Here is a 26,969-nt window from a genome sequence, read left to right on the forward strand (position 1 = left end):
TGCGATTGATGTCCGCGCGACGGACTCAATGGGTTTCAGTCACTTTCTTCAGATGACGCGGCGTATCGGGATTGCGTCCGCGCGCAACGGCCAGAGCGGCTGCCATCACGTAGAAACTGACCACCGCGGCAATCGGGTCGAGCATCGGATCGGCCGTCGTCACGAGCGGCAGGTCGCGTTCCGCGACATCGTCGGTAGCGGCGAGCAGCACGCGGGCCCCGCGTTTGCGCATATCCGCGGCCAGCGTCAGCAACCCTTGCTGAGCCGGTCCGCGCGGCGCGAACACGAGCAGCGGGTAGTCGCGGTCGATCAGTTCCATCGGGCCGTGCCGGACCTCGGCGCTCGAAAACGCCTCGGCCTGGATACCCGAGGTCTCCTTGAGCTTGAGTGCCGCTTCCTGCGCGATCGCGAGCGACAGGCCGCGGCCGATCACCATCATCTGGTCGGCATCGCGCAGCGCTTCGACCGCGGGCGACCAGTCGAGCGCGCCGGCCGCGCGTAGCGCGTCGGGCAGCCCTTCAAGCGCCGCGAGCAAGGACGCATCGCCCTTCCAGTGGGCCACCAGTTGCGCGGACATCGCGAGCATCGCGATATAGCTCTTGGTCGCGGCGACCGACAGCTCCGGCCCCGCGAGCAGCGGCAGCGTGTACTCGCAGGCATCGCCGAGCGGCGAGCCCTCGACGTTGACGGCCGCCACCGTCAGCGCGCCGGCGGCGCGAAGCGCCGTCATCGTGCCGACCAGATCGGGGCTCTTGCCCGACTGCGAGAACGCGAAAGCGAACTGATGCGCGACCTTCAGCGGTGCCTGCTCGAGCGTCGCGATCGACATCGGCAATGAGGCAACCGGCAGGCCGATCACACTCATCGCGAGTCCCGCGAAATAGCTTGCGGCATGGTCCGAGCTGCCGCGCGCGACGGTCAGCGCGACCTGCCGTTCGCGCGAGGCGAGCACGTGTGCGACCTGTTTCACGGCCTGCGGCGCGGCAAGCTGCGCGGCGACCGCATCGGCCGACGCGAGCGCTTCTTCAAGCATATTCGACGACAATTTCCTCTCCTTCCACATAAGTCATCTGCAGGGCAAGCGCGCGGTCCAGCAAGACCAGATCGGCCCATGCCCCGACTTCGATACGGCCTCGGTCGGTGATACCGAGATAGTCCGCCGCATGACGCGACAGCCGGTTCGACACATCCGCGAGGGGCAGGCCCAGCGACACCAGATTGCGCAAGGCCTTGTCCATCGTCAGCGTGCTGCCCGCGAGCGTGCCGTCGGACAGCCGCACAGCCCCCAGGCATTTGACGACGCCCTGGCTGCCGAGCCGATATTCACCATCGGGCATGCCGGCGGCCGCGGTGCTGTCGGTCACGCAGTAAAGGTTCGGAATCGCGCGCAAGGCCGCGCGAATCGCACCCGGATGAACGTGCAGCAAATCGGGGATCAGCTCGGCATAGTCCGCATGTGCGAGCGCCGCGCCGACCATGCCGGGTTCACGGTGATGCAGGCCCGACATTGCATTGAACAGATGCGTGAAACCGGAGGCGCCGTGACGCAGCGCATTCACGCCCTCGTCGTAGCTGCCCAGCGTGTGGCCGATCTGCACGCGCACGCCACGTGCGGTGAGCTCCGCGATGATGCGCGGATGCCCGCTGATTTCAGGTGCGAGCGTCACGACCTTGATCGGCGCGATGCTCAGGTAGTCGAGCACTTCGTCGAGCACCGCGACGATCGCCTCGGGCGGCTGCGCGCCGAGCTTCGACGGGCTGATGTATGGGCCTTCGAGATGCACGCCGAGCATGCGCGCCGCACCCGTCGGCCGTTCACGCGCGATCTCGCCGAGTTCGACGAGCACGGCACGCAAGGTATGGCGCGGGGCGGTCATGGTCGTCGCGAGCAGGCTGGTGGTGCCGTAACGCGCATGCAGACGCGCCATCGTCACGGCGGCCTCGCCGCCCTCCATCGTGTCGGCGCCGCCACCGCCGTGCACGTGCAGGTCGATAAAGCCCGGCAGGATGTAGGGAGCGTCGTTGCGCGACGGATCGACGGGCCCGGCCTCGATCAGGTCGAGCGCAACGATGCGTCCCGCTTCGATCTCGATTCGGCCATGGCGCCAGCCGGCCGGTGTCAGGATATTGCCAGTCAGCACATTCGGTCCTTCATGTTTGGCGCGGCAGAGGCAAACGTCTAACGTCTGAGTTCCGCAACGAAGTCGTAGTAGTCATTGCGGCAATACGTGTCCGTCAGTTCAATCGCGCGCTGCTCGGCCGTGTAGCCAATACGGGTGATCAACAGCAGCGCCTCGCCGGGCGCGATGCCCATGCGCTCGGCGATTTCATCGGTCGCATTGACCGCACGGAAATGCTGCAAAGCCCGCATGATCGACAGGCCGCGCCGGTCGAGGAATGCGTACAGCGAGTCACCGACCGCGCTCGGATCCGGAATCAATGCAGCCGGAAACGTCGAATGCTCGATCGCCATGACCACATCGTCCGCGAGCCGCAAGCGCCGCAGCCGCGCAACCGCCGCGGTCGGCGAGAGACCCAGCTGGATCACCTCGGCGCGATTGGCCGGCACGATTTCCCGCGTGATCCACTGCGAGCTCGGCGTAAAGCCGCGCCGCCGCAGCATCTCGGAGAACCCCGTCAGTTGCGACAGCGGGTCTTCGAGACGCGGCGTGATGAAGCTGCCCGCACCCTGCGTGCGGCGAATCAGGCCCTGCTCGACGAGCAAGGCAATCGCCTTGCGCGAGGTCACGCGAGAGACACCGAGCGCTTCGGAAAGCACGCGCTCAGAGGGCAGGGCTTCCCCTGCCGACCACACTCCCGCCTGGATCGCGGCGGCAAGCTTGCGCGCGAGTTGCAGATACAGCGGCGTAACGCTGTCAGGATCGGGTTTCAACTCTTGCCAGCGTGTCTCCATCGGACTTCCGTCGGCTGCGTATTGCAGCTGTTGTTTGCGGGCCATTATAGGACCAAAGTAATACCAGTCAACCTTATCAAAAATACTGTTCTAATTTGCTGAAAGGCTTGACCAGAAAGGGTTTTGAGACGATTCATGAGAATTAACTGAAAGTATTATCAGGGTATGTCCTAGTCCACGTTAGTACCAGTCGATAGCACGCAAAGGATAGGAGGCAAAGCGGATAGGAAGGGTCGTCGAAATCCGGTGGCAATGGATGTCTATGGGGCTACAGGGCTGCAGGTTGTGAACGGGGACTACGTTGGGGCTGGGGCTGGGGCTGGGGCTGGGGCTGGGGCTGGGGCTGGAGCTGGAGCTGGAGCTGGAGCTGGAGCTGGAGCTGGGGCTGGGGCTGGGGCTGGAGCTGGAGCTGGAGCTGGAGCTGGAGCTCGGGCTGGGCGGGCTGAGGCTGGGCGGAGGCCGAGGCTGGGCTGGGCTGGGCTGGGCTCAGGCTGAGGCTCAGGCTGGGCCGCGGCTGGAGCGGCCGGGGCGACGCGCGTCATTGGACCCTTCGATGGAAAACGATCGACGGACCGACGGATGTCCCGGTTTTGAAACGGGACCCGCCTTGGAAGAATCGTCTGGGTAAGCGCCGCTCACCGCGCCCTAAGGTCCGAACGCCGAACCAGACCTCAGGACTTGAGCAGTAGCTTGAGATCGTGGACCCACGGATCGGGCCCCTGGCCATCACGCACATACAGGCGCAAATGGCCGTCCGGATCGAACACATAGCTCGCAGCGGTGTGATCGAGGGTGTAGTTGTCGGCAGTCGTGCCGGGCACCTTCGCGTAGACCAGCCTGAAGTTCTTCGCGAACGCATCGCGCGCGGCATCCGAAGCTGGCCGCAGCGCGGCAAAGGCCGGGCTGAAGGCATGCACGTATTGCAAGAGCACCGGCGGTGTATCGCGCGAAGGGTCGAGCGTGACGAACAGCACCTGAACGCGTGATGCATCGGAGCCGAGCTGCTTCATCGCTTCGCTCAACTCGGCCATCGTCGCGGGGCAGATGTCCGGGCAGTGGGTATAGCCCACGAACAGGATGACAGCCTTGCCCTTATAGTCGGCAAGCGTGCGGACCTTGCCACTGGTGTCAGGCAGCGAGAAGTCGGTCGGGAAACTGGTGTTGCCCGTGATGTCGATGTTCTGGAAGGCGGGCTTGGAGCAGCCAGCGAGAAGGATCCCGAGTGTGCCGATTACGCACCATGCGAGCGCAACCGCCCACCCCCGCGAGACCCGGCCCTGCAAACTCCACGTATCCCACATGCCCCACGTTCCCCGAAAGCGCGCTTCGAACATTCAGAGGCCAATGCCGAGCGGCACGTAGTGATCGATCAGCAGGGCCGCGAACAGCAGCGACAGGTAGACGAGCGAGTAGCGAAACGCACTTCGCGCGAGCGCATCGTCGTAGTGGCGCCAAAGCTTCCACGCATAGCCGAGATAGATCGCGCCGAGTATGACCGCCGAAGCAAGGTAGACGAGGCCGCTCATGCGCGTCGCATAAGGCAGCAGCGTGACGCCGAACAGCACGATCGTGTAGAGAAGAATGTGCAGGCCGGTGAACCGCTCGCCGTGAGTGATGGGCAGCATCGGCAGGCCGGACTTTTCGTAGTCGGCGCGGCGATAGAGCGCGAGCGACCAGAAATGCGGCGGGGTCCACGCAAAGATGATCAGGACGAGGATCCAGGCATCGGCAGGCAGCGCGCCCGTGACCGCGGCCCAGCCGAGCGCGGGCGGCATGGCGCCGGAGGCGCCGCCGATCACGATGTTCTGCGGCGTCGCGGGCTTGAGAATGATCGTGTAGATCACCGCATAGCCGACGAAGGTCGCGAAGGTCAGCCACATCGTGAGGGGATTGGTGAACGTGTTGAGCGTCCACATGCCGAGGCCGCCGAGGATCGACGAAAACACGATGATCTGCACCGGCGTGATCTCGCCGCGTGCCGAGGGGCGCCAGGCGGTCCGGCGCATCATGGCGTCGACCTTCTGCTCGACCAGGCAGTTGACCGCAAACGCGGCGCCCGCGAGCAGCCAAATGCCGATCGTGCCGCCGATCAGCGGTTTCCAGGGCACCATGCCGTGCGTCGACAGGAACATCCCGATCACCGCGCAGAACACTGCAAGTTGCGTGACACGCGGCTTCGTCAGCGACCAGTACTGGGCGATGCGATTGCCGGGCGACGTCGATAGGGCAGATGCGGTCATGGCGGGATCAGGCGCTCACGCCAAGCTGCGAAGGTGCAGTGACGGAATTTGCGCGACGGGAGACGAAGCGAAAGTTTAGCATGCATAGCAAGAGCAGCAGGACCGCTGCACCACCGTTATGCGCGACCGCGACGGGCAACGGCCAGGAGAGCAGCACATTGGCGAGGCCGCTGGCGAGCTGAATCACGAGCACGGCGAGCAGGCCCGTCGCGAGACGACGCAGCGCCGGGTCGGTGCGCAGCCGGAGCGCGAGCGCCCCGACGTAAAAGAACACGACGAATGCGAAGGTCCGGTGAGTCCAATGAATCGCGACCAGCGCATCCTGTGTGATGTATCCGCCATCTCCGGTACGGCCGAGCGCACGCCATAGATGAAAGCCGTTCACGAAATCCATGGCGGGCAGCCACTGGCCGTTACACGTCGGGAAATCCGTACACGCGAGCACCGCATAGTTCGTGCTGACCCAGCCGCCTAGCGCGATCTGGATCACGAGCAGGGCCAGGCCCAGCAGCGCCGCGCGGCGCCAACGCGCGCTCGACGGCAGGACGAGCAGCGCGGAAGATCTTCCGCCGGCATCCGCGCCCCGCCCCGCCACCGAAGCCGACCTGCTCGCGGCAAGCAGGCCGAGTCCGGCCAGCAAGGCGAGACCGAGCAGCAAATGGGTCGTGACGATGACGGGCTGCAACTTGAGCGTGACGGTCCACGCACCGAACGCCCCCTGCACCAGGACCAGCACCAGCAGCGCGGTCGGCCCCCACGGGTTGATCGCGAGGCGCCTGCGGCGCAGCCACGCGATCAGCACCTGCGCAATGATCAACACTCCGACGGCCATCGCGATATAGCGGTGGACCATCTCGATCCATGCCTTGCTCATCGTCACGGGCCCGCTCGGCATGGCTGCCTGGGCCGCATGAATCTGCGCATGGGCAACGAACGGCGACGCGGATGCATAACAGCCGGGCCAGTCAGGGCAGCCGAGCCCGGAGTCGGTCAGCCGCGTAAAGCTGCCGAACATCACGAGATCGAGCGTAAGGAAGGTCGTGACCCAGACAAGCTTGCGAAACTTGTCGGGGTCGCCGCTGCCCCACACGTACGACAGCGGCACGAGCGCGACACACAGACCGATCAGTCCGAGCTGAAGTATGAACATCGTGCTAGCTCGGCTTGCCCAGACCCGTATTGATCTTCAGCAGCTTGCTCAGATCGCTCTTCATCTTCGACGGATCGGGGTTTTTCGGGAAACGCATCATCAGGTTACCGTTCGGATCGACGAGATAGATATGGTCGGTATCCTGCGTTCCCGGCGCGGCCTGCAACCAGCCCGCAACCGCCGCGGGATCGGCGACCAGCATGCGCGTGCCGCCATAGGCCTTGAGCACCTTGTCGGGCACGGGGTCCGCATCGGTGCGCAGCCAGACCGTGCGCACGCGCTCGCGCTCGGCGCCCTGCGTGAGCCGCACCTGCCGCATGAAATAGAGCTTCTGCGCGCACGCGTCGTCACAGGCACTCGGATTGACCGCGACCATCAGCCATTGGCCGGTGAGCGTGCTCAACAGCATATCCTTGCCCTGCTCGTCCTGGACATGGAGATCGGGTGGGATCGGCCGCTGCGGCTCGACGAGCTCGCCGTAGTTGGTCATGCCACCGCGCGGCTTGATCACGTAGTAGGTCAGGTAAGACGCGATCACAGGCGCCACACAGATGCCGATGATCAGCAGCAGCATCCAGCGCCCTCTGTTCCAGCTGCCGCGTACGGGTTGCGGGTCTTGCGAGCTTGGGGAGCGATTCGAATCAGTCAAACTGTCCATCCTTCATTCTTTGTCTTGCGAATGTGAACGCGCCGCACGCCGCGCGGCATAGAGGCCGAATCCAAGCGCGGCGATAGCCATCGCCCACCATTGGAACATATAGCCGTAGTTGCGCTGTGCATCGGCGGTCTGTACGGGCCAGTCACGCACGAGGCCATCGTCGAGCGCGCTGGTTTGCTGGATCACGAACGACTGAAGCGGCAAGCCGGTCTCGTTCGCATACTCGTCGATCGAGAGATTCTGCCGAATCTTCGTATGCGGCGCCGAACCGCCATGGCCCAGCTCGAATGCCTCGCTCGCATTCGCGCGCGCGACTCCGACGATTTCGACTTCGTCGGCCGGCGTCCTGAACGAACCGATCTGCGTGCGATCCTCCGAATTGCGTGGCAGCCAGCCGCGATTCACGAGCACGGTACCGCCGCCGTCGAGCGCCAGCGGCATCACGACATAGAAGCCGGGCTGGTCCTGATACGGGCGATTGTCGAGGAGAACGACGCGCTCCGGCATCAGGCGGCCGCGAGCGACGACCCGATGATATTCGATCGACGCGAGAGGCAAGCGCTTGCCGTCGATCGGAATCGGCGTCTCATACCGATACTCGAGCATATGGGCGTTCAGGGCTTCGCGCTGGTGCGCGCGCGACAACTGCCAGAAGCCGAGCCGTGTCGTCAGCACCACGACTGCGAGCACGAGCAGCGCAGGCCAGAATGAAATCTTCAGCTGCCCTTTCAGCACGGCCGCCCTCCCTGCCCTCGGGCACGGGGTATGCGGGATTCCGAGGCACGGCCCGGAATCTCCCACGCCGGCCGCGCGCCGCGACGCTCAGGCCGGCAACCCGGCGGGGCCAGTGCGATAATCACCGGCATCGCCATCGTGGTTCGATTCATGCACATCCTTGTTCCCATCGCTTTCGCCCTGATCATCGCCAGCATGGCCTCGGCCCTGTATTTCATGATGCACGACAAGGGCAAGTCCAAGCGCATGGTCTGGTCCCTCGCGACTCGCGTGGGCCTGTCGATCAGCCTGTTCCTGTTCATCCTGTTCGCCCACTGGATGGGCTGGATCCAGAGCACCGGCATACCCATGGGCCGCTGAGCCTGCCCACCCTGCAAGCGACAACGCCGCCCGGAGGGGCGGCGTCGTGCTTACAGCGGGGCAGTCGAAGGGGCCGGCCGCGGAAGTAAGCCCTCCCGCGCACCGCCCCCATGCGAGGCCTTCGCTTACATCCAGTAGACCACCACGTACAGCCCGAGCCAGACCACGTCCACGAAGTGCCAGTACCAGGCGGCGCCTTCGAATGCGAAGTGGTGATCGGGCTTGAAGTGACCGCGAATCACACGCACCAGCACGACCGTCAACATCAGCGCACCGAGCGTCACGTGGAAGCCGTGGAAGCCGGTCAGCAGAAAGAATGTCGAGCCGTAGGCGCCCGAGCTCAGCTTCAGGTTCAGCTCGTTGTAGGCGTGGAAATATTCGAAGCCCTGGAAGAACAGGAAGGTCACGCCAAGCAGGATTGTCGCCGCGAGCCAGAATATCGTCTTCTTGCGATGGTCTTCGCGCAGCGCATGGTGAGCGACCGTCAGCGTCGCACCCGAGCTCAGGAGCAGTGCGGTGTTGATGGTCGGCACCGGCCACGGGGTCATCGACTTGAAGTGGGCCACGAGGTTCGCCGGGCCATTGTTGGGCCACACCGCCGCGAAGTCGGGCCACAGCAATTTGCTGTCGAGGCTGCCGAGCGCCACCTGGGCAAATTCACGCGTGTAGAACAACGCACCGAAGAACGCGCTGAAGAACATCACTTCGGAAAAGATGAACCAGCTCATGCTCCATCGATACGACTTGTCGACGTGCAGGCCATACCGGCCGCCTTCCGATTCGGAGATCGAGTCGCCGAACCAGTGCCAGAGCACGAACAGCAGCCAGGCGAGCCCGACCACGAAGCCGAGTGGCGCAAGCGCCTCGCCATTGAGCCAGGCGGCCAGCGAAAACATCATGCACAACAGACCGATCGCTGCGGTGATCGGATGCCGCGATGGCTGCGGAATAAAGTAGTAAGGGCTCTGGTTCTGAGCGTTCATCTTGGATTCTCCACTTCGATCCGTTTTTGGTATTCCGTGACTTCGTTCACTTCGCCGTGACGAAGTGCACCACCGTGATCAGCAAGCCGATAAAAACCGCCATCAACAGGAACGCCGCGATGACGACATGAATCGGATTGAGCCGTGCCGCGTCGCGCTCGAGATCGCTCCGCTTGCGCACCCCGAAGAACGACCAGAACACGGCCTTAAACGATTCGCCAAAACGGATCGGCCGGTTAGTCGCCGCCTTGTCGGCCTCGTCGTCCGGCCCGCCTGCTGCGTTCATCGTCACGACCTTCGATTCAGTGTGCATGCAACTGTTGGATGATCGCACTGGCAAAAAACACCGCCGCAACCGCGCACAAGATCAGCCCAAGGCGCCAGTTGCTGCGCCGCACAGCGGCCTTTCGTGCTGCCGCGTCTTCCGGCAGTGTCTTTTGTCGATGCACCGTCATTTCACCGTCCTGCTACTCAAGCTACTCATACAAACCCTGTCCTGCTCGCGCTTGCAAGGCGCCCCGGCGGCGTGGCTGCAACAGCAGCACGGGGCGGGGCGCCATCCCAATCAGAACTTACTCGACCGTCGGCGGCGTTTCGAACGTATGGAACGGTGCCGGGCTCGGAATTGTCCATTCGAGGCCGGTCGCGCCGTCCCACGGCTTGTCGCCGGCCTTCTCGTGTTCGCCGTGGCCGCGATAGGTCGGCAGCGCGACGAAGAACAGGAAGTAGACCTGCGAGAGACCGAACCAGAACGCACCGATCGTCGCGATCTGGTTGAAGTCCGTGAACTGTGCCGGGTAGTCGGCATAGCGTCGCGGCATGCCAGCCAGTCCCAGGAAGTGCATCGGGAAGAACGTTACGTTGAAGCTGATCAGCGAGCTCCAGAAATGGATCTTGCCGCGCGTCTCGTTATACATCCAGCCGGTCCATTTCGGCGACCAGTAGTACCAGCCCGAGAACAACGCGAACAGCGAACCCGCGACGAGCACATAGTGGAAGTGGGCCACCACGTAGTACGTCCCGTGCATCGCGATGTCGAGCGGCGCGACCGACAGGATCAGGCCCGTGAAGCCGCCCATCGTAAACACGAACAGGAAGCCGATCGCGAACAGCATCGGGGTTTCGAACGTCAGCGAACCGCGCCACATCGTGGCCGTCCAGTTGAACACTTTCACGCCGGTCGGCACCGCGATCAGCATCGTCGCGTACATGAAGAACAACTGGCCGGTGACCGGCATGCCGGTCACGAACATATGGTGCGCCCAGACCATGAACGAGAGCACGGCAATCGACGAGGTCGCATAGACCATCGAGCTATAGCCGAACAGGGGCTTGCGCGAGAAGGCCGGCACGACCTGCGAGATGATCCCGAAGGCCGGTAAGATCATGATGTAGACCTCGGGGTGCCCGAAGAACCAGAAGATATGCTGGTAGAGCACCGGGTCGCCGCCGCCGGCCGCGTTGAAGAACGAGGTACCGAAGTGGCGGTCGAACAGCACCATCGTGATCGCGCCCGCGAGCACCGGCATCACGGCGATCAGCAGGAACGCGGTGATCAGCCAGGTCCACGCGAACATCGGCATCTTCATCAGCGTCATGCCCGGCGCGCGCATGTTCAGGATCGTCACGATGATGTTGATCCCGCCCATGATCGACGAGGCACCCATCAAGTGGAGCGCGAAGATCCCGAGGTCCATGCCCGGACCCATCTGTACCGACAGCGGTGCGTAGAGCGTCCAGCCGGCCGCGGTCGCGCCACCCGGCACGAGGAACGAGGCCGACAGCAAAACGCCCGCGATCGGCAGCAGCCAGAAGCTGAAGTTGTTCATTCGCGCGAACGCCATGTCCGACGCGCCGATCTGCAGCGGCACTATCCAGTTCGCAAAGCCGACGAACGCCGGCATGATCGCGCCGAACACCATCAGCAGGCCGTGCATCGTGGTCAGCTCGTTGAAGAATTCCGGCCGCATGATCTGCAGACCCGGCTCGAACAGCTCCGAGCGGATCAACAGCGCCATGACGCCGCCTATGAGGAACATGATGAACGAGAACAACAGGTACAACGTACCGATGTCCTTGTGGTTCGTCGCGTACAGCCAGCGGCGCCATCCGTGTGGAAGGTCGTGCGCGTGGTCGTGACCCTCGTGCGCGCCATGGCCGGCGTGTTCGTGATCGGTGATCGTGGACATGCTGATTCTCCTAGGTCTTGCTGCCGTCGCGCGCGGCGGCCACTTGCTTCGGCTGGACAACTTCGCCCGTGTGGTTACCCCACGCGTTGCGCTCGTACGTGACCACCGCGGCGATCTCGACATCGCTGAGCGTCTTGTCCCAATTCGGCATCGCCGGCTTGCCGGCTTCCTGCTTGCCGTGCAGCACAATACTAATATGGTCCGAGAGCGGGCCCTTGACGAGCGCGTCGCCGTCGAGCGCCGGGAACGCGCCTGCGCCCTTGCCGTTCGCCTGGTGGCAGACCGCGCAGTTCGTCGTGTAGACCGTCTGGCCGCGCGTTTGCAGCTCCGCCATCGTATAGGTCTTGTTCGGATCGTCGGCCGCGGCGCTCATCTTCTTCTTCTGATCGTCGACCCACTTCGCATAGTCGGCGTCGGAGAGCACATCGACCACCACTGGCATGAAGGCATGGTCCTTGCCGCACAGCTCGGTGCAGAAGCCGCGGAAGGTACCGACCCGATCGGCCTTGAACCACGTGTCGCGCGTGAAGCCCGGAATCGCATCCTGCTTGACGCCGAACGCCGGCACGTACCACGAGTGGACCACGTCGGCGGCCGTCGTGATGATGCGGACCTTCTTGTTGACCGGTACGACGAGGGGGTTGTCGACTTCCTGGAGGTAGAGGTCGCTCTTCGGCTGGGTGCCTTCGACCTCCGCGCGCGGCGTGGTCAGCGTCGAGATGAACGAGATGCCTTCACCCGGGCCGTTGACATAGTCGTAGCCCCATTTCCACTGATAGCCGGTGACCTTGACGGTCAGGTCGGCGTTGGAAGTGTCCTTCATCGCGACGACGGCCTTGGTGGCCGGCAGCGCCATCAGGATGACAATCAGGAACGGCACGACGGTCCAGATGATTTCGACCGTGGTGCTTTCGTGAAAATGCGCGGGTTGATGACCACGCGATTTACGGTGCGCGAAGATCGAATAGAACATGACCCCGAACACGCCGAGGAAAATCACCAGACAGATGATCAGCATCATCGTGTGCAGGCTGTAGAGCGTCTCGGCAATATTGGTCGCCGGCGTCTGAAAGTTCAGCTCATACAGCGCGGGACCGCCCGGACTGTCGTTGACCGCCTGGGCCACCCCGGCGGTCAGCAAACTTCCGCCCGCGAGCAGAACCGCGAGGGCTCGCTTCTTTATTTTCATGGCTTCCTTACCCAAAATTACCTCAAACCCTCGCCGTTCGATGTCAGGCACAGCGTCGCAACCAGGTACGCAGCTCGCTCGCAAATTGCGCGCGGCGGTGCCAGGCCAGATGCTGCCCGATCATGACGGATTGTCCGGCGGAGTGCAGCGTGATTCGATCGCGAGGCGTCGCACCAGGCTCGACCCTCACCCAGCGCGGATTGAATTCGAACAACGAAACCCGATCGGCCGACACCCGCTCGATGACGAGACGGTGTTCGCACAGGCGGATATATTCGTAATCGACTGCGTGCCGTGCATAAATCACAAAAGCAACTCCCACTGCGAGCAGGTCCAGACCGGTGAACGGCAATACCAGCCACGCTCCCCAAAGCACGACCGTCAACCCGACCAGCAACGACACGACACACAGTGACGCGTAAAAGAAGAAAAACTGGCGTGGGGATACCGAGCAGTTACGCTTGAGCATCCAGTCCTTGAGCACCGGTTCGTCCTCGACCCCTTCACTGTAAGCGTGCATTACCGGCCTCGTAGGACCCCACTCGCAAACGGACGCATTATAGGCGGGTTTGCCCCCGCACGACAAGCAACCTCGACCCGCGCAGAAGGCACGCCGGACGGCCGTTTCCGGGCGTTCGACGAACCTTTCAGTCCGCCTCCGGCACACTGTGCGCATTGATTACGCACGGCCGCGCCGGCCGCCGATCTGATCCGCGCGGACGATTGCATGGCCTTCGGGCGTCATCGTCTGCACGGCCTTCCATGCATGGCCGTAGACGAGTTCAAAGGTCAGCGCGAGCGTCCCGTCGGAGCGTCGCGCGCGCTCCAGCGCGGTGCACAGTGCGGCTCGCCAGCGTTTACCCGCGAGGCCTTCGAAGGCGCGATCCGCGAACGGATACGCGCCCCAACGGCGCACATCGGCGAGCAGTTTTTCGGCGCTCGGATAGGTCACGGTCAAGCGTTCGACGTCCATCACCGGGACCTCGAAGCCACTGTTGACAAGCATGTCTCCGAAGTCGTGCATATCCGTGAATGCGATCACGCCCCGATCGGGGGGACCGGGCGGCGGATTCAAAACCGGTCGAGCGGCGACTTGTCCGGCGGCCGCACGGTTGTCCGACCCAATTTCGGCCAGGGCGGCGCGAAGCTCCTTGAGGGAATCGGGTCCGAGCGTGCTGAACATCAGCAGGCCGCCAGTTTTCAAGACACGGTTCCATTCGGGAAAAACTTCATGTGGCCGGGGATGCCAGTGCAGCGCAAGATTCGACCAGATCAGGTCGAACGCGGCCGGTGCAAACGGCAACGCGCCGAAGTCACCCTGCACGAGCGGCGGACGGCGCGCGGTGAAGCGGTCGCGAATCGCGCCCGGCAGGAGCCGTTGCAGCCCGCTTGCGGGTGCGATGAGGCTCGCCACGTGCGAGAGCATGCGGCCCGACGCATCGATGCCGAATACCGTCGACTGCGCAAAGCGCTCCGCAAGCGAGGCAAAATCGTCGCCGCGGCCGCAGCCCGCGTCGAGTACCGTCGTAGGCGCGACCTTTATGTAATCGAGCCGCTCACGCATTCGTTGCGCGACTTCGCGCGGCAGGAAGGCAACATCACCGAACGACGCGGCACGCCGGTCGAAAATACGGGTGATGCGACGGATATCAGCATCCGGCCGGACCGAATCGGTGTAGGAGGAGGACATCGGATCTCAGGGTTCGCGAACGTCCGCGACGAAGCTGGGCAGTATACTCGCTCACCGATTTTCTCCATGCCCGATGAAACGTGCCACCGACCTGTTCTCACGCCTGATCGCGGGCGCGCTGCCGCTTGCGTTGCCCAGCGCATGCGCGGGCTGCGGGGTGTCGGGCGCGCGCGTGATCTGCGGCGGATGCGCGGCCTGCCTCGAAGACGCATGCGTACGCTGCGCGCGTTGCGCGCTGCCACTGGCGGCCTCGGAGAGCGCCCCTGCGCCGAGGGGTTTCGCCGCGGCCACTGTGCTACACGGTGCCGAAGCCTCCCATGCGCTGCCAGACCCGCTGGCAAGCCTGGCGAATGACGGCGCATGCGTGGACTCGGATCGCTTACCGCAGCCGCTGCTTTGCGGCCGGTGCATCGCCGCTGCGCCGGCCCTCGACGCGGCGCTGTGCGTCGCCGACTATGCGGCGCCCGCCGACGCTTTCGTACTCGCACTCAAATTCCATCGGCGGCTCGCGCTGGCCGGCTGCCTCGCGTCGACGCTTGCCCGACGCGCGCTCGCGGCCGGCATCGTGCTGCCCGATGTGATCGCGCCGGTGCCGCTCTCGTCGCGCCGACTTGCGTCGCGCGGTTATAACCAGGCGTGGGAAATCGCGCGTCCGTTTGCCCGTCATCTGCGCCGACCGGCTGTCGCGCGGCTACTGAAGCGCTCCCGCGATACGCGTGCGCAAGCCGAACTGCCGGGCGCGGAGCGTCATCTCAATATGCGGGGCGCATTCGACGTTCCGCGAGCGGCGGCTGTCCGTGCGCGCCATATTGGCCTGGTCGACGATGTGATGACTTCTGGCGCAACGCTGGACGCGGCCGCCCGTGCGTTGAAACAGGCCGGCGCCGCGCGCGTCACCGCCTTCGTGATCCTGCGCACGCCGAAGCCCTGAGACCCTGAGTACCTTCCACTATGTTCAACGTCGTCCTGGTTCACCCCGAAATTCCGCCGAACACCGGCAACGTGATTCGCCTGTGCGCAAACACGGGCGCACGCCTGCATTTGATCGAGCCGCTCGGCTTTCCGCTCGACGACGCGAAGATGCGGCGCGCGGGCCTCGACTATCACGAGTATGCGCAGATGTCGGTTCATCCCGACTGGGCGGCCTTTATCGCCAAGGAACAACCCGTCCCCTCGCGCATGTTCGCTTTCACGACACGAGGCTCGAGCCCCTTTCACGGCCGCGCATTCGAGCCCGGCGACTGGTTCGTGTTCGGCTCGGAAACGCGCGGCCTGCCCGCCGATGTGCTCGCGCAATTCGACAGTACGCAGCGTGTGAGACTGCCGATGCGCGCGGGCAATCGCAGTCTCAACCTGTCGAACACGGTCGCAGTCGTGGCGTACGAAGCGTGGCGCCAGAACGATTTCTCGGGTGGAGAATAAGAAGATACGGCTCAGGCAACGCCGATATTTTCCGAACGGGCATCGCGTCTGAGGAGTGCGTCGACCGCCGCCCCTGGTGAAACGCCGTCGAACAGCACGGCGCAGACCGCTTCGGTGATCGGCATCTCGACGCAATGTTCGCGCGCGAGCGCCGCGACAGCCTGCGCGCAGCGCACCCCCTCGGCGACGTGCCCAAGACTGCCGAGAATGTCCGCGAGCGAGCGACCCTTCGCAAGTTCGAGCCCGACCGTCCGGTTGCGCGACAGATCCCCGGTCGCAGTGAGGATCAAATCGCCCACGCCCGTGAGGCCGGTGAACGTATCCGCATGCCCGCCGAGCGCCACACCGAGCCGCGTCATCTCGGCCAGGCCGCGCGTGACGAGCGCCGCGCGCGCATTGAGGCCGAGCGCGAGTCCGTCGGCGATCCCCGTCGCGATCGCAAGCACGTTCTTGACGGCCCCGCCGACCTCGACGCCGATCACGTCGTCGCCCGTATAGATGCGCATCGCACCCGCGTGGAAGGCCTCGACGGTACGCTTGCGGCATTGCGCCGACACGCTCGCGATCGTCAGCGCCACCGGCAGATGCGCGGCGACTTCGCGTGCGAAGCTCGGCCCCGACAGCGCGCCCGCATGCGGATGCGCGCCGAGCTCCGCATCGACGACCTGATGCGGCAGCAGGTGCGTCTCGCGTTCAAAGCCCTTGCACAGCCAGATCAGGTTGGCCGGCACGCAAGCCTGCTCGCGCATGGCGACGCAGCTTTCGCGCAGGCCCGCGACCGGCGTCGCGACGACCACCAGCGCGTCGTCGTCGCAGGCATGGCGAACCGCCGAAGGCAGATCGCTTTCGAAGTGAATCGAATCAGGAAGGACGGTGCCGGGCAGATAGGCATCGTTGCGGCGCTCACGCGCAAGCGTGGCGACCAGCGCCGGATCGCGCGCCCACAATACGGTGTCGTGGCGCTCGCCGAGATGCGCGGCAAGCGCCGTGCCCCACGCGCCCGCGCCGAGCACGACGACTTTCATCGAGCGTACCGCGGCCTAGTGCGTGCGCGGCGCGGTTTCGCCGATCACGATCGGGTTGTCGCCGCCGTTCGAGGCAACTTGCTGCGCCTGGAATTGCGCGAGGCGTTGCTCATACAGCGCCTGAAAGTTGATCTCGGCGAGATGGATCGGCGGAAAGCCCGCACGCGTGACCATGTCGGCGATATTCGAACGCAGATACGGAAACAGAATCGTCGGGCAGGCAATGCCGAGCAGCGGATCGAGCTGGTCGGCCGGGATGTTGCGAATATCGAAGATGCCGCCCTGCTTGGCTTCGACGAGGAAGGCGACCTTGTCCTTGACCTTCGCGGTGATGGTGCCCGTGACGATGCTTTCGAACACGCCTTCGGCCAGTTTCTCAGCCTTCACGTCGACTTCGACCTCGACCGACGGCATTTCCGTTTCGAGGAAGATGCTCGGCGAATTCGGCTGTTCGAGCGACAGATCCTTCAGGTAGATACGCTGGATGTTGAAGAACGGCTGGGTATTCTGCTGGTCTGACATAAAAAATTCCTTGGTGGAAAAACAATGAAACGTATGCCGCGCTACCATGAAGAAGCGCCCAGCAGGCGAAAACCGCCCTGCGAGGCGCACGGATGAAACACCCAGCTGCGGCAGGCCTGCTGTGTCCGGAAGTCAGGAACAGCCAGCCGTGCCGCCCACCGCGCTCAGATCGTCTGCAGCAGCGGTACCAGTCCGCCCTGTCGGTCGAGCGCCGAGAGGTCATCGAAACCGCCGACATGCTGCTCGCCGATAAAGACTTGCGGCACGGTGCGGCGCCCGGTGCGCGTCATCATTTCCTGACGCCGGCCGGGCTCGCGATCGATCAGGATCTTCTCGACATGCTCGACGCCGCGCGCCTTCAACAAGCGTTCGGCCATCTGGCAATACGGGCAGACCGTCGTGCTATACATCACGACCTTGCTTTCGACCTGCGCTGCATTCGTGCTGGACTCACTACTCATGGTGCGGCTCTCCTTATTTGACCACCGGCATTCCGGCAGTTTGCCACGCCTCGAGCCCACCCTGCAGCGAATACACTTCGGCATAGCCCGCATCAGTCAGGACTTGCTCCGCCTTGCGGGCGCGCTGGCCGTTCTGGCACACGAGCAGCAGCGGCGTGCCCTTGTTCTTCGAGATTTGCGACGCCTTCGCCGTCAGCTCTTCGAAAGGATAGTTGCGCGCCTGCGGCAAATGCCCCTGGCCATACTGCTCGGCGGTGCGCACATCGAGCACCACCGCGTTGCGGCGGTTGATCAACTGCGTGGCATCGGCCGCGGACAGCCCATGGCCGCGCCGCGTGATCGTCGGCCAGGCGAGCAGCACACCGGAGACGAGCGCGATGGCGATCAGCGCAATATTCAGATAGTTGGCAAAGAAGCTCACAAAAGTCCGTTCGGTAGAGAGGCGAGCCCGCATTATAAAATATCTGCTTGACGCAACGGCTCGCCGACTTCGATCATTTGAGGTTCCGGATGCTTAAAGTTCGACAGACGGCCGCCTCAGGCAGCGTCGGCGGCCTCCCGCATCCCTTTCAACCCTGAATCCCCTCGGAAAGCTCCCATGTACAAACTGGTCCTGATCCGCCACGGCGAATCGACGTGGAACAAGGAAAACCGCTTCACTGGCTGGGTCGATGTCGACTTGACAGAGAAAGGCGCCGCCGAAGCGCGCCAGGCGGGACGATTGCTCAAGGAAGGGGGCTACCGTTTCGACATCGCCTACACCTCGGTGCTCAAGCGCGCGATCCGCACGCTCTGGTACGTGCAGGACGAAATGGACCTCATGTATATCCCCGTGGTCCATGCGTGGCGCCTCAACGAGCGCAGCTACGGTGCGCTCGCCGGCCTGAACAAGGCCGAGACGGCGGCCAAGTATGGCGACGAGCAGGTCCTGATCTGGCGCCGCAGCTACGACACGCCGCCGCCCGCGCTCGAACCGGCGGACGAACGCGCGCCGTTCGCCGACCCGCGCTATGCGAAGGTGCCACGCGAACAACTGCCGCTGACCGAGTGCCTCAAGGATACCGTCGCGCGCGTGCTGCCCGTCTGGAACGAATCGATCGCGCCAGCCATCAAAACCGGCAAAAGCATCGTAATATCCGCCCATGGCAATTCGCTGCGTGCGCTGATCAAATATCTGGACAATATTTCCGATGATGACATCGTCGGGCTGAATATCCCGAATGGCGTGCCGCTCGTCTATGAACTCGACGCGGATCTCAAGCCCATCAAGCATTACTATCTCGGTGATCCCGACGCGATCGCGAAGGCTCAGCAGGCAGTCGCCAGCCAGGGCAAGGCCGCCTGAAGCCGCTTTCGAACCGTTTATATCGTCCTTGCGCAAGCGACTTAAGAATCTTGTTGCGCATGGGGTTGTGAACCTTGTTATGCGCCCCGCGTCGAACCTCTGATTCGCCGCGGGGGCAAAACAAGGTCCCTTCCCCATATGAAACTCAATGCTGCTGGGCAAACAAGCGGCAAGCGAACGGCATTGCTGCGTCCATCTTCGTTATACTGCCCACCAACGGCGACGAAGCCGGCCGTCTTATCTTTCCGATCCTTATGCGCAAATACGTGAAACACTTGGCCCTGATCACAGCCGGCCTCTTGACCGGTGTGTTGGCCACCCACCAATTTTCCGTCGCCGCCTCCGCCCCCGATAACGCCGTCACACCGTTGCCGCTCGAGCAGTTGCGTCTACTCGCGGAAGTGTTCGGCCAGATCAAGCACGATTATGTCGAGCCGGTGGATGACAAGAAGCTGCTGACGGCGGCCATCAAGGGCATGGTATCGAGCCTTGATCCGCACTCGTCGTATCTCGACAAGAAGGATTATCAGGATCTGCAGGAACAAACGCGCGGACGTTTCGCGGGCCTCGGCATCGAAATCGGACAGGAAGACGGCCTGATCAAGGTCATCTCGCCGATCGAGGACACGCCGGCATTTCGCGCGGGCATCCGCCCGGGTGACCTGATCACGCGGATCAACGACAAGCCCGTGCGCGGCATGACGCTCGACCAGTCGGTCAAGCAGATGCGCGGCGAGCCGGGTACCAAGGTTACGCTGACGATCTACCGCAAGACCGATGAACGGACCTTCCCCGTCACCGTCACGCGCGCCGAGATCCGCATCCAGAGCGTGAAGGCCAAGATGATCGAGCCCGGCTACGCATGGGTGCGCATCACGAGCTTCCAGGAACGCACCGTGCCCGATCTCGCCGCGAAGCTCCAGGACCTCGCGCGCCAGGACCCGCATCTCAAGGGTCTCGTGCTCGATCTGCGCAATAACGGCGGCGGCCTGCTGCAAAGCGGCGTCGGTGTCGCCGGTGCATTCATGGCTCCCGATTCGGTCGTCGTTTCGACCAATGGCCAGATCCCTGACTCGAAGCAGTCCTACCGCGATACGTTCTCGGACTACCGCCTGCCTTCGTTCGACAGCGACCCGCTTGCCAACCTGCCGGCGATCTACAAGACGGTTCCGATCGTCGTGTTGACGAGCCCGTACACGGCGTCGGCTTCGGAAATCGTGGCCGGTGCGCTCAAGGATGCGCATCGCGCGATGACAATGGGCAAGACGACGTTCGGCAAGGGATCGGTGCAGACGGTGCGTCCGCTGACCGCCGATACGGCGCTGCGGCTGACAACGGCGTATTACTACACGCCGTCGGGCCGTTCGATCCAGAACAAGGGCATCCGTCCAGACATTCCGGTCGACCAGTTCTCCGACGGCGACCCCGACGATGCACTCGTCACGCGTGAGGTCGACTACACGAACCATCTGGCGAATCTGCAGGATGCCAACGAGCAGGCCGAGCAGGAAAAGCGCGAGCAGCAACGTATGGACGCGCTGCGTGAGCTCGAAGAGAAGAACGACAAGATGACGCCGGCCGAGAAGGAAAAGCTGCGTAATCGCCTGCCGGTCGAGTTCGGCAGCAAGGACGACTTCATGCTCCAGCAGGCCCTCAACGAGTTGCAGGGTAAGCCGGTCGTGCGTTCGAAGTCGCCGTTCGAGCGTGTGCTCGCCCAGACGGCTAGCGACAAGACGGATGCGTCCGCTGCTGCAGCGTCAGTTGCAGCACCGGCGACCCCGGCTTCGCCCGCCAGACCCGCATCGCCGGCCATGCCGGTCTCGGCACCGACGGGACAACGCTGATGTGACGGCGCCGATCCGGGCCTACCGGGTTCAGCTCAGGATTTAAGTCGTAAAATACGAACGGCCGGTGCATTGCGCACCGGCCGTTTTTATTTGCCTGCTATCGATGAACGACGATCAACTCCTCCGCTACTCCCGCCACATTTTGCTCGATGAAGTCGGCATCGAGGCGCAGCAGCGCTTTCTCGACGCGCATGCGCTGATCGTCGGCGCCGGTGGTCTCGGCTCCCCGGTCGCGATGTATCTCGCGGCATCGGGCGTGGGCCATTTGACGCTCGTCGACGAAGACCGCGTCGACCTGACCAATCTCCAGCGACAGATCCTCCACACCACGCAAAGTGTCGGGCAGCGCAAGGTCGACTCGGGCCGCCAGACGATCGAGCGGCTCAACCCCGACATCCGCATCACGACGCTCGCTTGCCGGGCCGATGCCGCCACACTCGATTCGCTCGTCAGCGACGCGACCGTCGTGCTCGACTGCACCGATAATTTCGTGACGCGCCATGCGATCAATCGCGCATGCGTCGCGCATCGCGTCCCGCTCGTATCCGGATCGGCGCTGCGTTTCGACGGCCAGGTCAGCACCTTCGACGCACGCTCGCCCGACTCACCGTGCTACGCGTGCATCTTCCCGCCCGACGAGAATTTCGAGGAAGTCGCCTGCGCAACGATGGGCGTGCTTGCGCCGCTCGTCGGCATCATCGGTGCCGTGCAGGCAGCCGAGGCATTGAAAGTGATCGGCGGCTTGGGCAAACCGCTCACAGGAAGACTGCTGATGCTCGACGCGCTGAGCATGCAGTGGGACAGCTTCAGGGCGCCGCGCCAGACGAGCTGCCCCGTATGCGGCGACGCGTCACACTCACCGCCACACACGGCCTGATCAGCAGCGCGCAAGCCGCGTGAGCGCGGCCTGTTGTTCCGCCGGCTCAAACGCGGCGAGTACATCCTGGACGAGCTTCTCGACCGTCGGGATATGCGTGCGCAGCACTTCCTGCTTGACCTCGAGCACCTGGCTCGGATGCATCGAGAACTCGGTCAGGCCCATGCCGAGCAGCAGGCGCGTCAAGGTCGGATCGCCGGCCATCTCGCCGCAGACCGCGATGGGCATTCCGGCCTTCTTCGCCTCACGCAGGGTCAATGCAATCAGGTGCAATACGGCCGGATGCAGCGGATCGTACAAATGCGCGACCGCGTTGTCGGCACGATCGATCGCAAGCGTATATTGGATCAGGTCGTTGGTGCCGATCGACAGGAAATCGAGACGCTTGAGGAACAAGGGCAAGGCGATCGCCGCGGCGGGAATCTCGATCATCGCGCCGACCTTGATATTGCGGTCGTAGGCCTGCCCGGCGATATCGCACTGGCGCTTCGCTTCGGCGATCAGGTCGAGCGTCTGGTCGATCTCGCGCGCATGGGCGAGCATCGGAATCAGTATCCGGATCGGACCGAACGCCGAGGCGCGCAGGATTGCGCGCAACTGCGTGAGGAACATCTGCGGTTCCGACAGGCTGTAGCGAATCGCGCGCAGGCCAAGCGCCGGGTTCGGCGGGACTTCATATCCGTCGCGGCCTTCATCGCGATAGTCGAGCGGCTTGTCGGCCCCGACATCAATGGTCCGGATCGTCACCGGGTGACCGCGCATGCCTTCGATTGCGCGGCGGTAGGCGGCGAACTGCTGTTCCTCGTCGGGAGACTGATGGCCGCGGTTCATGAACAGGAATTCCGTGCGGAACAATCCGACTCCAACTGCGCCGGCCTCGAGGGCGACATCCGCATCCTCGGGCAGCTCGATGTTCGCGCACAGATGAATCTCGGTGCCGTCGACCGTTTGCGCCGGCGCGAACTTCAGCCGCAGGAGCTTGCGCTGCTCGAGCGCTTTCTCGCTTTGCCGGTAGGTGTATTCCTCGAGCACGATCGGCGCTGGATCGACGATCACGATGCCCTGGTCGCCGTCTACGATGATCATGTCGTGCTGGCGGATCAGCGCGCTCGCCTGCTGGACGCCGACCGCCGCGGGAATGCCGAGGCTGCGTGCCACGATCGCCGTATGCGACGTGCGCCCGCCGAGATCCGTCACGAAGGCGCGGAAGGTCTGCTTCTTGAACTGAAGCATGTCGGCCGGCGCAATATCGTGCGCGACGACGATCATGTCTTCGGGGGTGTCGCCGTTGAGGCCATCGGCGGGCACGAACGAGCCCGCGAGTGCCTTGAGCACGCGCTCGACGACCTGTTCGATATCGGCCTTGCGTTCGCGAAGGTATTCGTCTTCGACGTCGTCGAAAATGCGACCCAGCAACTGGAGCTGCTCGGTCAACGCCCATTCGGCGTTGTAGCGGCGCGTACGGATCAGCTCGACAGTCGCCTCGGCGAGCATCACATCGCGCAGGATCAGCGTATGGACATTCAGGAATGCGCTCATTTCACCCGGCGCATCGGCGGGTAGTTCGGCGCGCAGCGTATCGAGCTCGTGCTGAACCGCATTCTGCGCGGCGCAGAAACGCAGGACCTCTGTTTCGACCTGATGCGGCTCAACGAGGTAATGGTCGACATCGAGCGCAGCCGGCGCAATCAGATACGCCCGGCCAATGGCAATGCCTCGCGAAACCGGAATTCCGTGCAGCGTGAACGACACGCGCGCCTCCTTAATGAATTGTTCTATGGCGCCAGCGGGTGGCGCAGCGCAGCTTCACGCGTTGAATCGCGGATACCGCACTGCCGCATTCGTCAATCCCGCTCTTGCAGTCCAGGGATAGACCGTGCGACACATTATAAGGTTCGCTGCAGGCGTCCCGCAGCCTAGGGCCGCGGTGTTCCGGGGCGTTACGCGATGCCTCGCGAGGCTTACTGGCCTTCGCCGAACTTGTCCGCGATCAGGGCGAGCAGTGCCTGCATCGCCTCGGCCTCATCGGTACCTTCGGTCTCGATTTGCACCGTGCTGCCGATGCCGGCCGCGAGCATCATGACCCCCATGATGCTCTTCGCATTGATGCGTCGTCCGTTGCGCGTCATCCAGACTTCCGACTGATAACGAGCGGCCAGTTGTGTCAGCTTGGCCGAAGCCCTTGCATGCAAACCTAGTTTATTGACAATCTTCGTTTCTTGTTGCTGCATGGTGCTCGGTTTCAGGTATGCAAGAAGTAAAAAGTGAGGCCAGAGATGTAACGTTCGAGGGGGTTGGCGAGGGCATCACCATCTGGATACCCTTCGCACCGCCCGCCAGCGCCTTGTCAGCGAGCGTATCGAGCGGTATCGACCGGTAGCAGACGGCGCGCACGAGCATTGGCAGGTTCACGCCCGAGACCACGCGGACCTGCGGCAGTGACGAGAGCCGCGACGCAATATTGCACGGTGTCGCGCCATAGAGGTCGGTGAGCACCAGCACGCCATTTTCCTCGCGCAGCCGCTCAACCTCCGCGCTGGCCTGGCCCAACACGCCCACGGGGTCGTCGGTCGGTGCGATGTCCAGCACGCCGATGCGGGCCGGCAGCCCGCCGTAGATGTGAGCGATACAGTCCCGCAGCGCGCTGGCGAAAGGGGTATGCGCAATGATCAATATGCCTGCCATGAATTGCTCGAAGGTCCGGACACTGTCCCGTCAACTTGATTGTACTCGCGACTGGGATTGCACCGGCGGGTCGAGCAAATAGCCAACAGGCCCTTGATTTTCTGACGAAAACCGCAATCGGCAGGCGCGGACTGCACGGAACACCGCCGCAGGGGGCTCGCACGCCATGCGCACGGCTTCCCGTTCAGCCCACGGCCGCCTCCAGCGCGTCGACAAACATCGCCGCGACGTCGAAACCAGTCTGATCCATGATCTCGCGAAAGCATGTCGGGCTGGTCACATTGATCTCGGTCAGCCATGCGCCGATCGAGTCGAGGCCGACCAGCAGCAGCCCGCGTTCGGCAAGCACCGGCGCGACAGCGTGCGCGATCTCGAGATCCCGGGCGGACAAGGGCTTGGCCACGCCGAGCCCACCCGCCGCGAGGTTGCCGCGGACTTCGCTGCCCTGCGGAATACGGGCAAGCGAAAACGGCACCGGCTTGCCGCCGATCAGCAGGATGCGCTTGTCGCCCTCGACGATCTCGGGGATGAAACGCTGCGCCATGATGGTCCGCGCGCCGTTGTCCGACAGCGTCTCGATGATCGAGCCGAGGTTCATCGCATCGTCCTTGACCCGGAAGATCCCCATGCCGCCCATGCCGTCGAGCGGTTTGAGAATCACGTCGCGGTGCTCGGCATGGAAGGCACGCAGACGCTCCGTATCACGGGTGACCAGCGTGGGTGCGACGAACTGCGGAAATTCGGCGATCGCGAGCTTCTCCGAATGGTCGCGGATCGCGCTCGGACGATTGAAGACTTTCGCGCCCGCCCGTTCGGCATGGTCGAGGAGCCAGGTCGCGGTCACGTACTCCATATCGAACGGTGGGTCTTTGCGCATGAGCACCGCGTCGAAGCGCGTGAGCGGGCCGACGGCCGCGGCTTCGACACGGAACCAGACCTGCGGTTCATGAATGCGGTGGTCGCCCGTGAGGGTGATCGCGCGGGTGCGCGCCTCGACCACCCCGCCCGCGAGCGAGAGCTCGAATGGCTCGCATGCGTGGATCGTGTGCCCGCGGCGCGCGGCCTCGGCCATCATCGCGTAAGTGCTGTCCTTGTAGATCTTGAAGTGGTCGAGCGGATCGGCGATAAAAAGAATGTTCATGACGGCGAGGGAGCGAATAGGGGCTGAAAGGACAAAACACGCAGGGAACACCGGTGGCAGACATCGCAGCGCCGGCCTGGGACGGCGGACGGCTCGCGAGCCGCCTGCCTCAGACCTGGATGGCTTCCGGGTCGGTCTTCTCGAGCTCGATCGACGCAGCGAGTAGCGCGAGGCGCGCGACCACGCCATACAGGTAGAAGCGGTTCGGGGGCGCCGCGCCGGCCTTCGCGTGGACGTCGGGCAACGCCGAATGCTCGAACGGCAGCGGCACGAATTTCATGCCCGGCGCGTTGAGGTTGTCCTCACTCGAACGCGTGTTGTGGACACGATAGAAGCCGCCGACGACATAGCGGTCGATCATGTAGACCACGGGCTCCGCCACCGCATCGTCGACCCGTTCGAACGTATGCACGCCTTCCTGGACGATCACATCGTGAATCTCGACCCCGTCCTTGCCGACCGCCATCCGGCTGCGCTCGCGCCGGCTCAGGCCGGCGACTTCGGACGCGTCGCGCACCGTCGTCACGCCCATTCCATAGGTGCCGGAATCGGACTTGATCACGACATAGGGCGCGTCTTCGATGCCGTATTCGCGATATTTGCGCGCGATCTTCCGCAGCACCGCGTCGACCTGCGCGGCAAGCGCTTCTTCACCGGTGCGCGCCTCAAAATCGACGCCCCGCACGTTCGCGTGATACGGATTCAGCATCCACGGGTCGATATCGAGCATCTTCGAGAAGCGCTTGGCGACGTCGTCGTAGAAGTTGAAATGGTTCGACTTGCGGCGCGTGCTCCAGCCCGCGTGCAGCGGCGGCAGCAGGTATTGCTCGTGCAAGGCCTCCAGTATCGGCGGTGTGCCGATCGAAAGGTCGTTGTTAAGCAGGATCGAGCACGGATCGAAATTCTTGAGGCCGAGCCGGCGGTGCGAGCGCTCGAGCGGCTCGATCACGATCTTCTGGCCATCGGCGGCGGTTAGCGAGAGGGGCTCGCGCAGTTCGTCGTCGAGCGCGCCGAAGCGCACATTGAGGCCCGCTTGCCGCATGATCAACGAGAGGCGCGCCATGTTCTCGAGGTAGGACACCTGGCGGCCCGAGCCCGCATGGCGCTCGGGAATCACGAGCAGGTTCTTCGCATCGGGGCAGATCTTTTCGATCGCGGCCATGGCCGCCTGCACGGCGAGCGGCATCGTCTCGGGTGGCAGGTGGTTGAAGCCCGAGGGAAACAGATTGGTATCCACCGGCGCGAGCTTGAACCCCGCGTTGCGCAAGTCGACCGAGCAATAGAACGGCGGCGTGTGCTCCTGCCATTCGAGACGGAGCCAGCGTTCGATTGCCGGAGTGGCGTCGAGAACCTTCTGTTCGAGGTCGAGCAGCGGTCCGTCGAGCGCCGTGACGAGATGCGGAACCATGGGGGTCTCAGAAACGGGGGAACGACGATTGTAGGGTATCCATGCAGTCGATCTGGGGATGACCGGGCTTTTTGCAAGTTTTTTTCCACGAATGCCGGACCCGGAACGACAAAACCCCACGTTCCAGA

The 26,969-nt window shown here is 63.7% G+C and carries 30 protein-coding genes and 1 pseudogene; 7 read left to right on the forward strand and 24 right to left on the reverse strand.

Going from position 1 to position 26,969, the window contains the following annotated elements; all coding sequences use genetic code 11:
* Nucleotides 1-25: 25 nt before the first annotated feature.
* The 3 genes from HV670_RS12970 to HV670_RS12980 are packed head-to-tail and all read right to left on the reverse strand — an operon-like array spanning nucleotide 26 to nucleotide 2,959.
* The gene (locus tag HV670_RS12970; RefSeq protein ID WP_175105285.1) at nucleotides 26-1,033 is read right to left on the reverse strand and encodes an SIS domain-containing protein; all 1,008 of its coding nucleotides are present in this window, start codon (nucleotides 1,031-1,033) and stop codon (nucleotides 26-28) included.
* Nucleotides 1,026-2,141 (reverse strand): N-acetylglucosamine-6-phosphate deacetylase, encoded by a 1,116-nt coding sequence (gene nagA, locus HV670_RS12975; RefSeq protein ID WP_175105194.1) that lies wholly within the window; start codon nucleotides 2,139-2,141, stop codon nucleotides 1,026-1,028. Before nagA ends, HV670_RS12970 begins: the two co-directional genes overlap by 8 nt.
* A 38-nt stretch (nucleotides 2,142-2,179) precedes the next feature.
* The gene (locus tag HV670_RS12980) at nucleotides 2,180-2,959 is read right to left on the reverse strand and encodes a GntR family transcriptional regulator (protein WP_175105195.1); all 780 of its coding nucleotides are present in this window, start codon (nucleotides 2,957-2,959) and stop codon (nucleotides 2,180-2,182) included.
* Between the two features lie 256 nt (nucleotides 2,960-3,215).
* Between HV670_RS12980 and HV670_RS12985 the strand changes: the two genes are divergently transcribed.
* Entirely contained in the window at nucleotides 3,216-3,542 is a 327-nt protein-coding gene (locus HV670_RS12985; RefSeq protein WP_175105136.1) for a hypothetical protein, read from the forward strand.
* 43 nt (nucleotides 3,543-3,585) lie between these two features.
* Here HV670_RS12985 and HV670_RS12990 read toward each other — a convergent pair whose 3' ends face one another.
* Genes HV670_RS12990 through HV670_RS13010 form a run of 5 tightly spaced genes read right to left on the reverse strand, consistent with a single transcriptional unit; the run spans nucleotide 3,586 to nucleotide 7,682 of the window.
* Complete coding sequence (locus tag HV670_RS12990) at nucleotides 3,586-4,215, reverse strand: SCO family protein (RefSeq protein WP_175105196.1); 630 nt, start codon at nucleotides 4,213-4,215, stop codon at nucleotides 3,586-3,588.
* A gap of 33 nt (nucleotides 4,216-4,248) precedes the next feature.
* A complete protein-coding gene (gene cyoE, locus HV670_RS12995) occupies nucleotides 4,249-5,154 on the reverse strand; it encodes a heme o synthase (RefSeq protein ID WP_175105197.1) in 906 nt (301 codons plus the stop codon).
* Between the two features lie 7 nt (nucleotides 5,155-5,161).
* On the reverse strand, nucleotides 5,162-6,304 hold the full coding sequence (locus HV670_RS13000; RefSeq protein ID WP_175105198.1) for a COX15/CtaA family protein: 1,143 nt from the start codon (nucleotides 6,302-6,304) through the stop codon (nucleotides 5,162-5,164).
* A 4-nt stretch (nucleotides 6,305-6,308) separates the two neighbouring features.
* Entirely contained in the window at nucleotides 6,309-6,962 is a 654-nt protein-coding gene (locus HV670_RS13005) for an SCO family protein (protein ID WP_175105199.1), read from the reverse strand.
* 3 nt (nucleotides 6,963-6,965) lie between these two features.
* Nucleotides 6,966-7,682 (reverse strand): SURF1 family protein, encoded by a 717-nt coding sequence (locus HV670_RS13010; protein WP_175105286.1) that lies wholly within the window; start codon nucleotides 7,680-7,682, stop codon nucleotides 6,966-6,968.
* 165 nt (nucleotides 7,683-7,847) lie between these two features.
* Here HV670_RS13010 and HV670_RS13015 point away from each other — a divergent pair, with 165 nt between their 5' ends.
* Complete coding sequence (locus tag HV670_RS13015) at nucleotides 7,848-8,057, forward strand: twin transmembrane helix small protein (RefSeq protein ID WP_175105200.1); 210 nt, start codon at nucleotides 7,848-7,850, stop codon at nucleotides 8,055-8,057.
* Between the two features lie 125 nt (nucleotides 8,058-8,182).
* Here the strand turns inward: HV670_RS13015 and HV670_RS13020 are convergent, their stop codons facing one another.
* From HV670_RS13020 to HV670_RS13045, 7 genes and pseudogenes are all read right to left on the reverse strand, one after another.
* The gene (locus tag HV670_RS13020; protein WP_175105201.1) at nucleotides 8,183-9,040 is read right to left on the reverse strand and encodes a cytochrome c oxidase subunit 3; all 858 of its coding nucleotides are present in this window, start codon (nucleotides 9,038-9,040) and stop codon (nucleotides 8,183-8,185) included.
* Nucleotides 9,041-9,086: 46 nt separating this feature from the next.
* Complete coding sequence (locus HV670_RS13025) at nucleotides 9,087-9,353, reverse strand: DUF2970 domain-containing protein (RefSeq protein ID WP_246257332.1); 267 nt, start codon at nucleotides 9,351-9,353, stop codon at nucleotides 9,087-9,089.
* A complete protein-coding gene (locus HV670_RS30555) occupies nucleotides 9,343-9,495 on the reverse strand; it encodes a cytochrome oxidase small assembly protein (RefSeq protein ID WP_217478417.1) in 153 nt (50 codons plus the stop codon). Before HV670_RS30555 ends, HV670_RS13025 begins: the two co-directional genes overlap by 11 nt.
* 117 nt (nucleotides 9,496-9,612) lie before the next feature.
* Nucleotides 9,613-11,229 (reverse strand): cytochrome c oxidase subunit I, encoded by a 1,617-nt coding sequence (ctaD, locus tag HV670_RS13030; RefSeq protein WP_175105202.1) that lies wholly within the window; start codon nucleotides 11,227-11,229, stop codon nucleotides 9,613-9,615.
* Between the two features lie 22 nt (nucleotides 11,230-11,251).
* Nucleotides 11,252-12,418 (reverse strand): annotated as a pseudogene (gene coxB / locus HV670_RS13035) (cytochrome c oxidase subunit II); the annotation flags it as partial.
* Between the two features lie 43 nt (nucleotides 12,419-12,461).
* Nucleotides 12,462-12,938 carry a DUF2244 domain-containing protein gene (locus HV670_RS13040; RefSeq protein ID WP_175105204.1) on the reverse strand — a complete coding sequence of 159 codons (477 nt, stop codon included), beginning with the start codon at nucleotides 12,936-12,938 and terminating at the stop codon, nucleotides 12,462-12,464.
* 159 nt (nucleotides 12,939-13,097) lie between these two features.
* Entirely contained in the window at nucleotides 13,098-14,108 is a 1,011-nt protein-coding gene (locus tag HV670_RS13045; RefSeq protein ID WP_175105205.1) for a methyltransferase domain-containing protein, read from the reverse strand.
* A 73-nt stretch (nucleotides 14,109-14,181) separates the two neighbouring features.
* On the opposite strand from HV670_RS13045, the gene HV670_RS13050 reads away from it, so the two are divergent.
* Together HV670_RS13050 and trmL are read left to right on the forward strand one after the other, a co-directional pair.
* Nucleotides 14,182-15,039, forward strand: a complete 858-nt coding sequence (locus HV670_RS13050; RefSeq protein WP_175105206.1) for a ComF family protein — start codon at nucleotides 14,182-14,184, stop codon at nucleotides 15,037-15,039.
* A 20-nt stretch (nucleotides 15,040-15,059) separates the two neighbouring features.
* A complete protein-coding gene (gene trmL, locus HV670_RS13055) occupies nucleotides 15,060-15,530 on the forward strand; it encodes a tRNA (uridine(34)/cytosine(34)/5-carboxymethylaminomethyluridine(34)-2'-O)-methyltransferase TrmL (RefSeq protein ID WP_175105207.1) in 471 nt (156 codons plus the stop codon).
* A gap of 11 nt (nucleotides 15,531-15,541) precedes the next feature.
* Here the strand turns inward: trmL and HV670_RS13060 are convergent, their stop codons facing one another.
* The 4 genes from HV670_RS13060 to HV670_RS13075 all read right to left on the reverse strand — a co-directional run bounded on the left by HV670_RS13060 (nucleotide 15,542) and on the right by HV670_RS13075 (nucleotide 17,959).
* The gene (locus HV670_RS13060; RefSeq protein ID WP_175105208.1) at nucleotides 15,542-16,555 is read right to left on the reverse strand and encodes an NAD(P)H-dependent glycerol-3-phosphate dehydrogenase; all 1,014 of its coding nucleotides are present in this window, start codon (nucleotides 16,553-16,555) and stop codon (nucleotides 15,542-15,544) included.
* A 15-nt stretch (nucleotides 16,556-16,570) separates the two neighbouring features.
* A complete protein-coding gene (secB, locus tag HV670_RS13065; RefSeq protein ID WP_175105209.1) occupies nucleotides 16,571-17,077 on the reverse strand; it encodes a protein-export chaperone SecB in 507 nt (168 codons plus the stop codon).
* Nucleotides 17,078-17,241: 164 nt separating this feature from the next.
* On the reverse strand, nucleotides 17,242-17,538 hold the full coding sequence (gene grxC, locus HV670_RS13070) for a glutaredoxin 3 (RefSeq protein ID WP_175105210.1): 297 nt from the start codon (nucleotides 17,536-17,538) through the stop codon (nucleotides 17,242-17,244).
* Nucleotides 17,539-17,551: 13 nt separating this feature from the next.
* A complete protein-coding gene (locus tag HV670_RS13075) occupies nucleotides 17,552-17,959 on the reverse strand; it encodes a rhodanese-like domain-containing protein (RefSeq protein WP_175105211.1) in 408 nt (135 codons plus the stop codon).
* 177 nt (nucleotides 17,960-18,136) lie between these two features.
* Here HV670_RS13075 and gpmA point away from each other — a divergent pair, with 177 nt between their 5' ends.
* From gpmA to HV670_RS13090, 3 genes are all read left to right on the forward strand, one after another.
* Nucleotides 18,137-18,883: a 2,3-diphosphoglycerate-dependent phosphoglycerate mutase gene (gpmA, locus tag HV670_RS13080; RefSeq protein ID WP_175105212.1), complete on the forward strand. Its 747-nt coding sequence runs from the start codon at nucleotides 18,137-18,139 to the stop codon at nucleotides 18,881-18,883.
* A 254-nt stretch (nucleotides 18,884-19,137) separates the two neighbouring features.
* Complete coding sequence (locus HV670_RS13085; protein ID WP_175105213.1) at nucleotides 19,138-20,727, forward strand: S41 family peptidase; 1,590 nt, start codon at nucleotides 19,138-19,140, stop codon at nucleotides 20,725-20,727.
* 106 nt (nucleotides 20,728-20,833) lie between these two features.
* Entirely contained in the window at nucleotides 20,834-21,607 is a 774-nt protein-coding gene (locus HV670_RS13090) for a HesA/MoeB/ThiF family protein (RefSeq protein WP_175105214.1), read from the forward strand.
* On the opposite strand, the gene ptsP is transcribed toward HV670_RS13090, so the two are convergent.
* The 5 genes from ptsP to gshA form a co-directional block, all read right to left on the reverse strand.
* On the reverse strand, nucleotides 21,608-23,359 hold the full coding sequence (gene ptsP / locus HV670_RS13095) for a phosphoenolpyruvate--protein phosphotransferase (RefSeq protein WP_175105215.1): 1,752 nt from the start codon (nucleotides 23,357-23,359) through the stop codon (nucleotides 21,608-21,610). It abuts the gene before it with no gap.
* 209 nt (nucleotides 23,360-23,568) lie between these two features.
* Complete coding sequence (locus tag HV670_RS13100; RefSeq protein ID WP_175105216.1) at nucleotides 23,569-23,838, reverse strand: HPr family phosphocarrier protein; 270 nt, start codon at nucleotides 23,836-23,838, stop codon at nucleotides 23,569-23,571.
* Nucleotides 23,807-24,292 carry a PTS sugar transporter subunit IIA gene (locus HV670_RS13105; protein WP_175105217.1) on the reverse strand — a complete coding sequence of 162 codons (486 nt, stop codon included), beginning with the start codon at nucleotides 24,290-24,292 and terminating at the stop codon, nucleotides 23,807-23,809. Before HV670_RS13105 ends, HV670_RS13100 begins: the two co-directional genes overlap by 32 nt.
* Before the next feature lie 184 nt (nucleotides 24,293-24,476).
* Nucleotides 24,477-25,622, reverse strand: a complete 1,146-nt coding sequence (gene gshB, locus HV670_RS13110) for a glutathione synthase (RefSeq protein WP_425511420.1) — start codon at nucleotides 25,620-25,622, stop codon at nucleotides 24,477-24,479.
* Nucleotides 25,543-26,841 carry a glutamate--cysteine ligase gene (gene gshA / locus HV670_RS13115; protein WP_175105219.1) on the reverse strand — a complete coding sequence of 433 codons (1,299 nt, stop codon included), beginning with the start codon at nucleotides 26,839-26,841 and terminating at the stop codon, nucleotides 25,543-25,545. Before gshA ends, gshB begins: the two co-directional genes overlap by 80 nt.
* Nucleotides 26,842-26,969 lie beyond the last annotated feature (128 nt).

Source organism: Pararobbsia alpina, assembly GCF_902859895.1.
Classification (GTDB): Bacteria; Pseudomonadota; Gammaproteobacteria; order Burkholderiales; family Burkholderiaceae; genus Pararobbsia; species Pararobbsia alpina.

Excerpts from the sequence above, each read along its gene's own strand:
- HV670_RS12970 (WP_175105285.1), bottom strand. The coding sequence starts at position 1,033 with ATGCTTGAAGAAGCGCTCGCGTCGGCCGATGCGGTCGCCGCGCAGCTT.
- HV670_RS12980 (WP_175105195.1), bottom strand. The coding sequence starts at position 2,959 with ATGGCCCGCAAACAACAGCTGCAATACGCAGCCGACGGAAGTCCGATG.
- HV670_RS12990 (WP_175105196.1), bottom strand. The coding sequence starts at position 4,215 with ATGTGGGATACGTGGAGTTTGCAGGGCCGGGTCTCGCGGGGGTGGGCG.
- cyoE (WP_175105197.1), bottom strand. The coding sequence starts at position 5,154 with ATGACCGCATCTGCCCTATCGACGTCGCCCGGCAATCGCATCGCCCAG.
- HV670_RS13000 (WP_175105198.1), bottom strand. The coding sequence starts at position 6,304 with ATGTTCATACTTCAGCTCGGACTGATCGGTCTGTGTGTCGCGCTCGTG.
- HV670_RS13005 (WP_175105199.1), bottom strand. The coding sequence starts at position 6,962 with ATGGACAGTTTGACTGATTCGAATCGCTCCCCAAGCTCGCAAGACCCG.
- HV670_RS13015 (WP_175105200.1), top strand. The coding sequence starts at position 7,848 with ATGCACATCCTTGTTCCCATCGCTTTCGCCCTGATCATCGCCAGCATG.
- HV670_RS13020 (WP_175105201.1), bottom strand. The coding sequence starts at position 9,040 with ATGAACGCTCAGAACCAGAGCCCTTACTACTTTATTCCGCAGCCATCG.
- HV670_RS13025 (WP_246257332.1), bottom strand. The coding sequence starts at position 9,353 with ATGCACACTGAATCGAAGGTCGTGACGATGAACGCAGCAGGCGGGCCG.
- HV670_RS30555 (WP_217478417.1), bottom strand. The coding sequence starts at position 9,495 with ATGACGGTGCATCGACAAAAGACACTGCCGGAAGACGCGGCAGCACGA.
- ctaD (WP_175105202.1), bottom strand. The coding sequence starts at position 11,229 with ATGTCCACGATCACCGATCACGAACACGCCGGCCATGGCGCGCACGAG.
- HV670_RS13040 (WP_175105204.1), bottom strand. The coding sequence starts at position 12,938 with ATGCACGCTTACAGTGAAGGGGTCGAGGACGAACCGGTGCTCAAGGAC.
- HV670_RS13045 (WP_175105205.1), bottom strand. The coding sequence starts at position 14,108 with ATGTCCTCCTCCTACACCGATTCGGTCCGGCCGGATGCTGATATCCGT.
- HV670_RS13050 (WP_175105206.1), top strand. The coding sequence starts at position 14,182 with ATGAAACGTGCCACCGACCTGTTCTCACGCCTGATCGCGGGCGCGCTG.
- trmL (WP_175105207.1), top strand. The coding sequence starts at position 15,060 with ATGTTCAACGTCGTCCTGGTTCACCCCGAAATTCCGCCGAACACCGGC.
- HV670_RS13060 (WP_175105208.1), bottom strand. The coding sequence starts at position 16,555 with ATGAAAGTCGTCGTGCTCGGCGCGGGCGCGTGGGGCACGGCGCTTGCC.
- secB (WP_175105209.1), bottom strand. The coding sequence starts at position 17,077 with ATGTCAGACCAGCAGAATACCCAGCCGTTCTTCAACATCCAGCGTATC.
- grxC (WP_175105210.1), bottom strand. The coding sequence starts at position 17,538 with ATGAGTAGTGAGTCCAGCACGAATGCAGCGCAGGTCGAAAGCAAGGTC.
- gpmA (WP_175105212.1), top strand. The coding sequence starts at position 18,137 with ATGTACAAACTGGTCCTGATCCGCCACGGCGAATCGACGTGGAACAAG.
- HV670_RS13085 (WP_175105213.1), top strand. The coding sequence starts at position 19,138 with ATGCGCAAATACGTGAAACACTTGGCCCTGATCACAGCCGGCCTCTTG.
- HV670_RS13090 (WP_175105214.1), top strand. The coding sequence starts at position 20,834 with ATGAACGACGATCAACTCCTCCGCTACTCCCGCCACATTTTGCTCGAT.
- HV670_RS13100 (WP_175105216.1), bottom strand. The coding sequence starts at position 23,838 with ATGCAGCAACAAGAAACGAAGATTGTCAATAAACTAGGTTTGCATGCA.
- HV670_RS13105 (WP_175105217.1), bottom strand. The coding sequence starts at position 24,292 with ATGGCAGGCATATTGATCATTGCGCATACCCCTTTCGCCAGCGCGCTG.
- gshB (WP_425511420.1), bottom strand. The coding sequence starts at position 25,622 with ATGGCGTGGTCGCGCGCCTCGCGCTACTCGCTGCGTCGATCGAGCTCG.
- gshA (WP_175105219.1), bottom strand. The coding sequence starts at position 26,841 with ATGGTTCCGCATCTCGTCACGGCGCTCGACGGACCGCTGCTCGACCTC.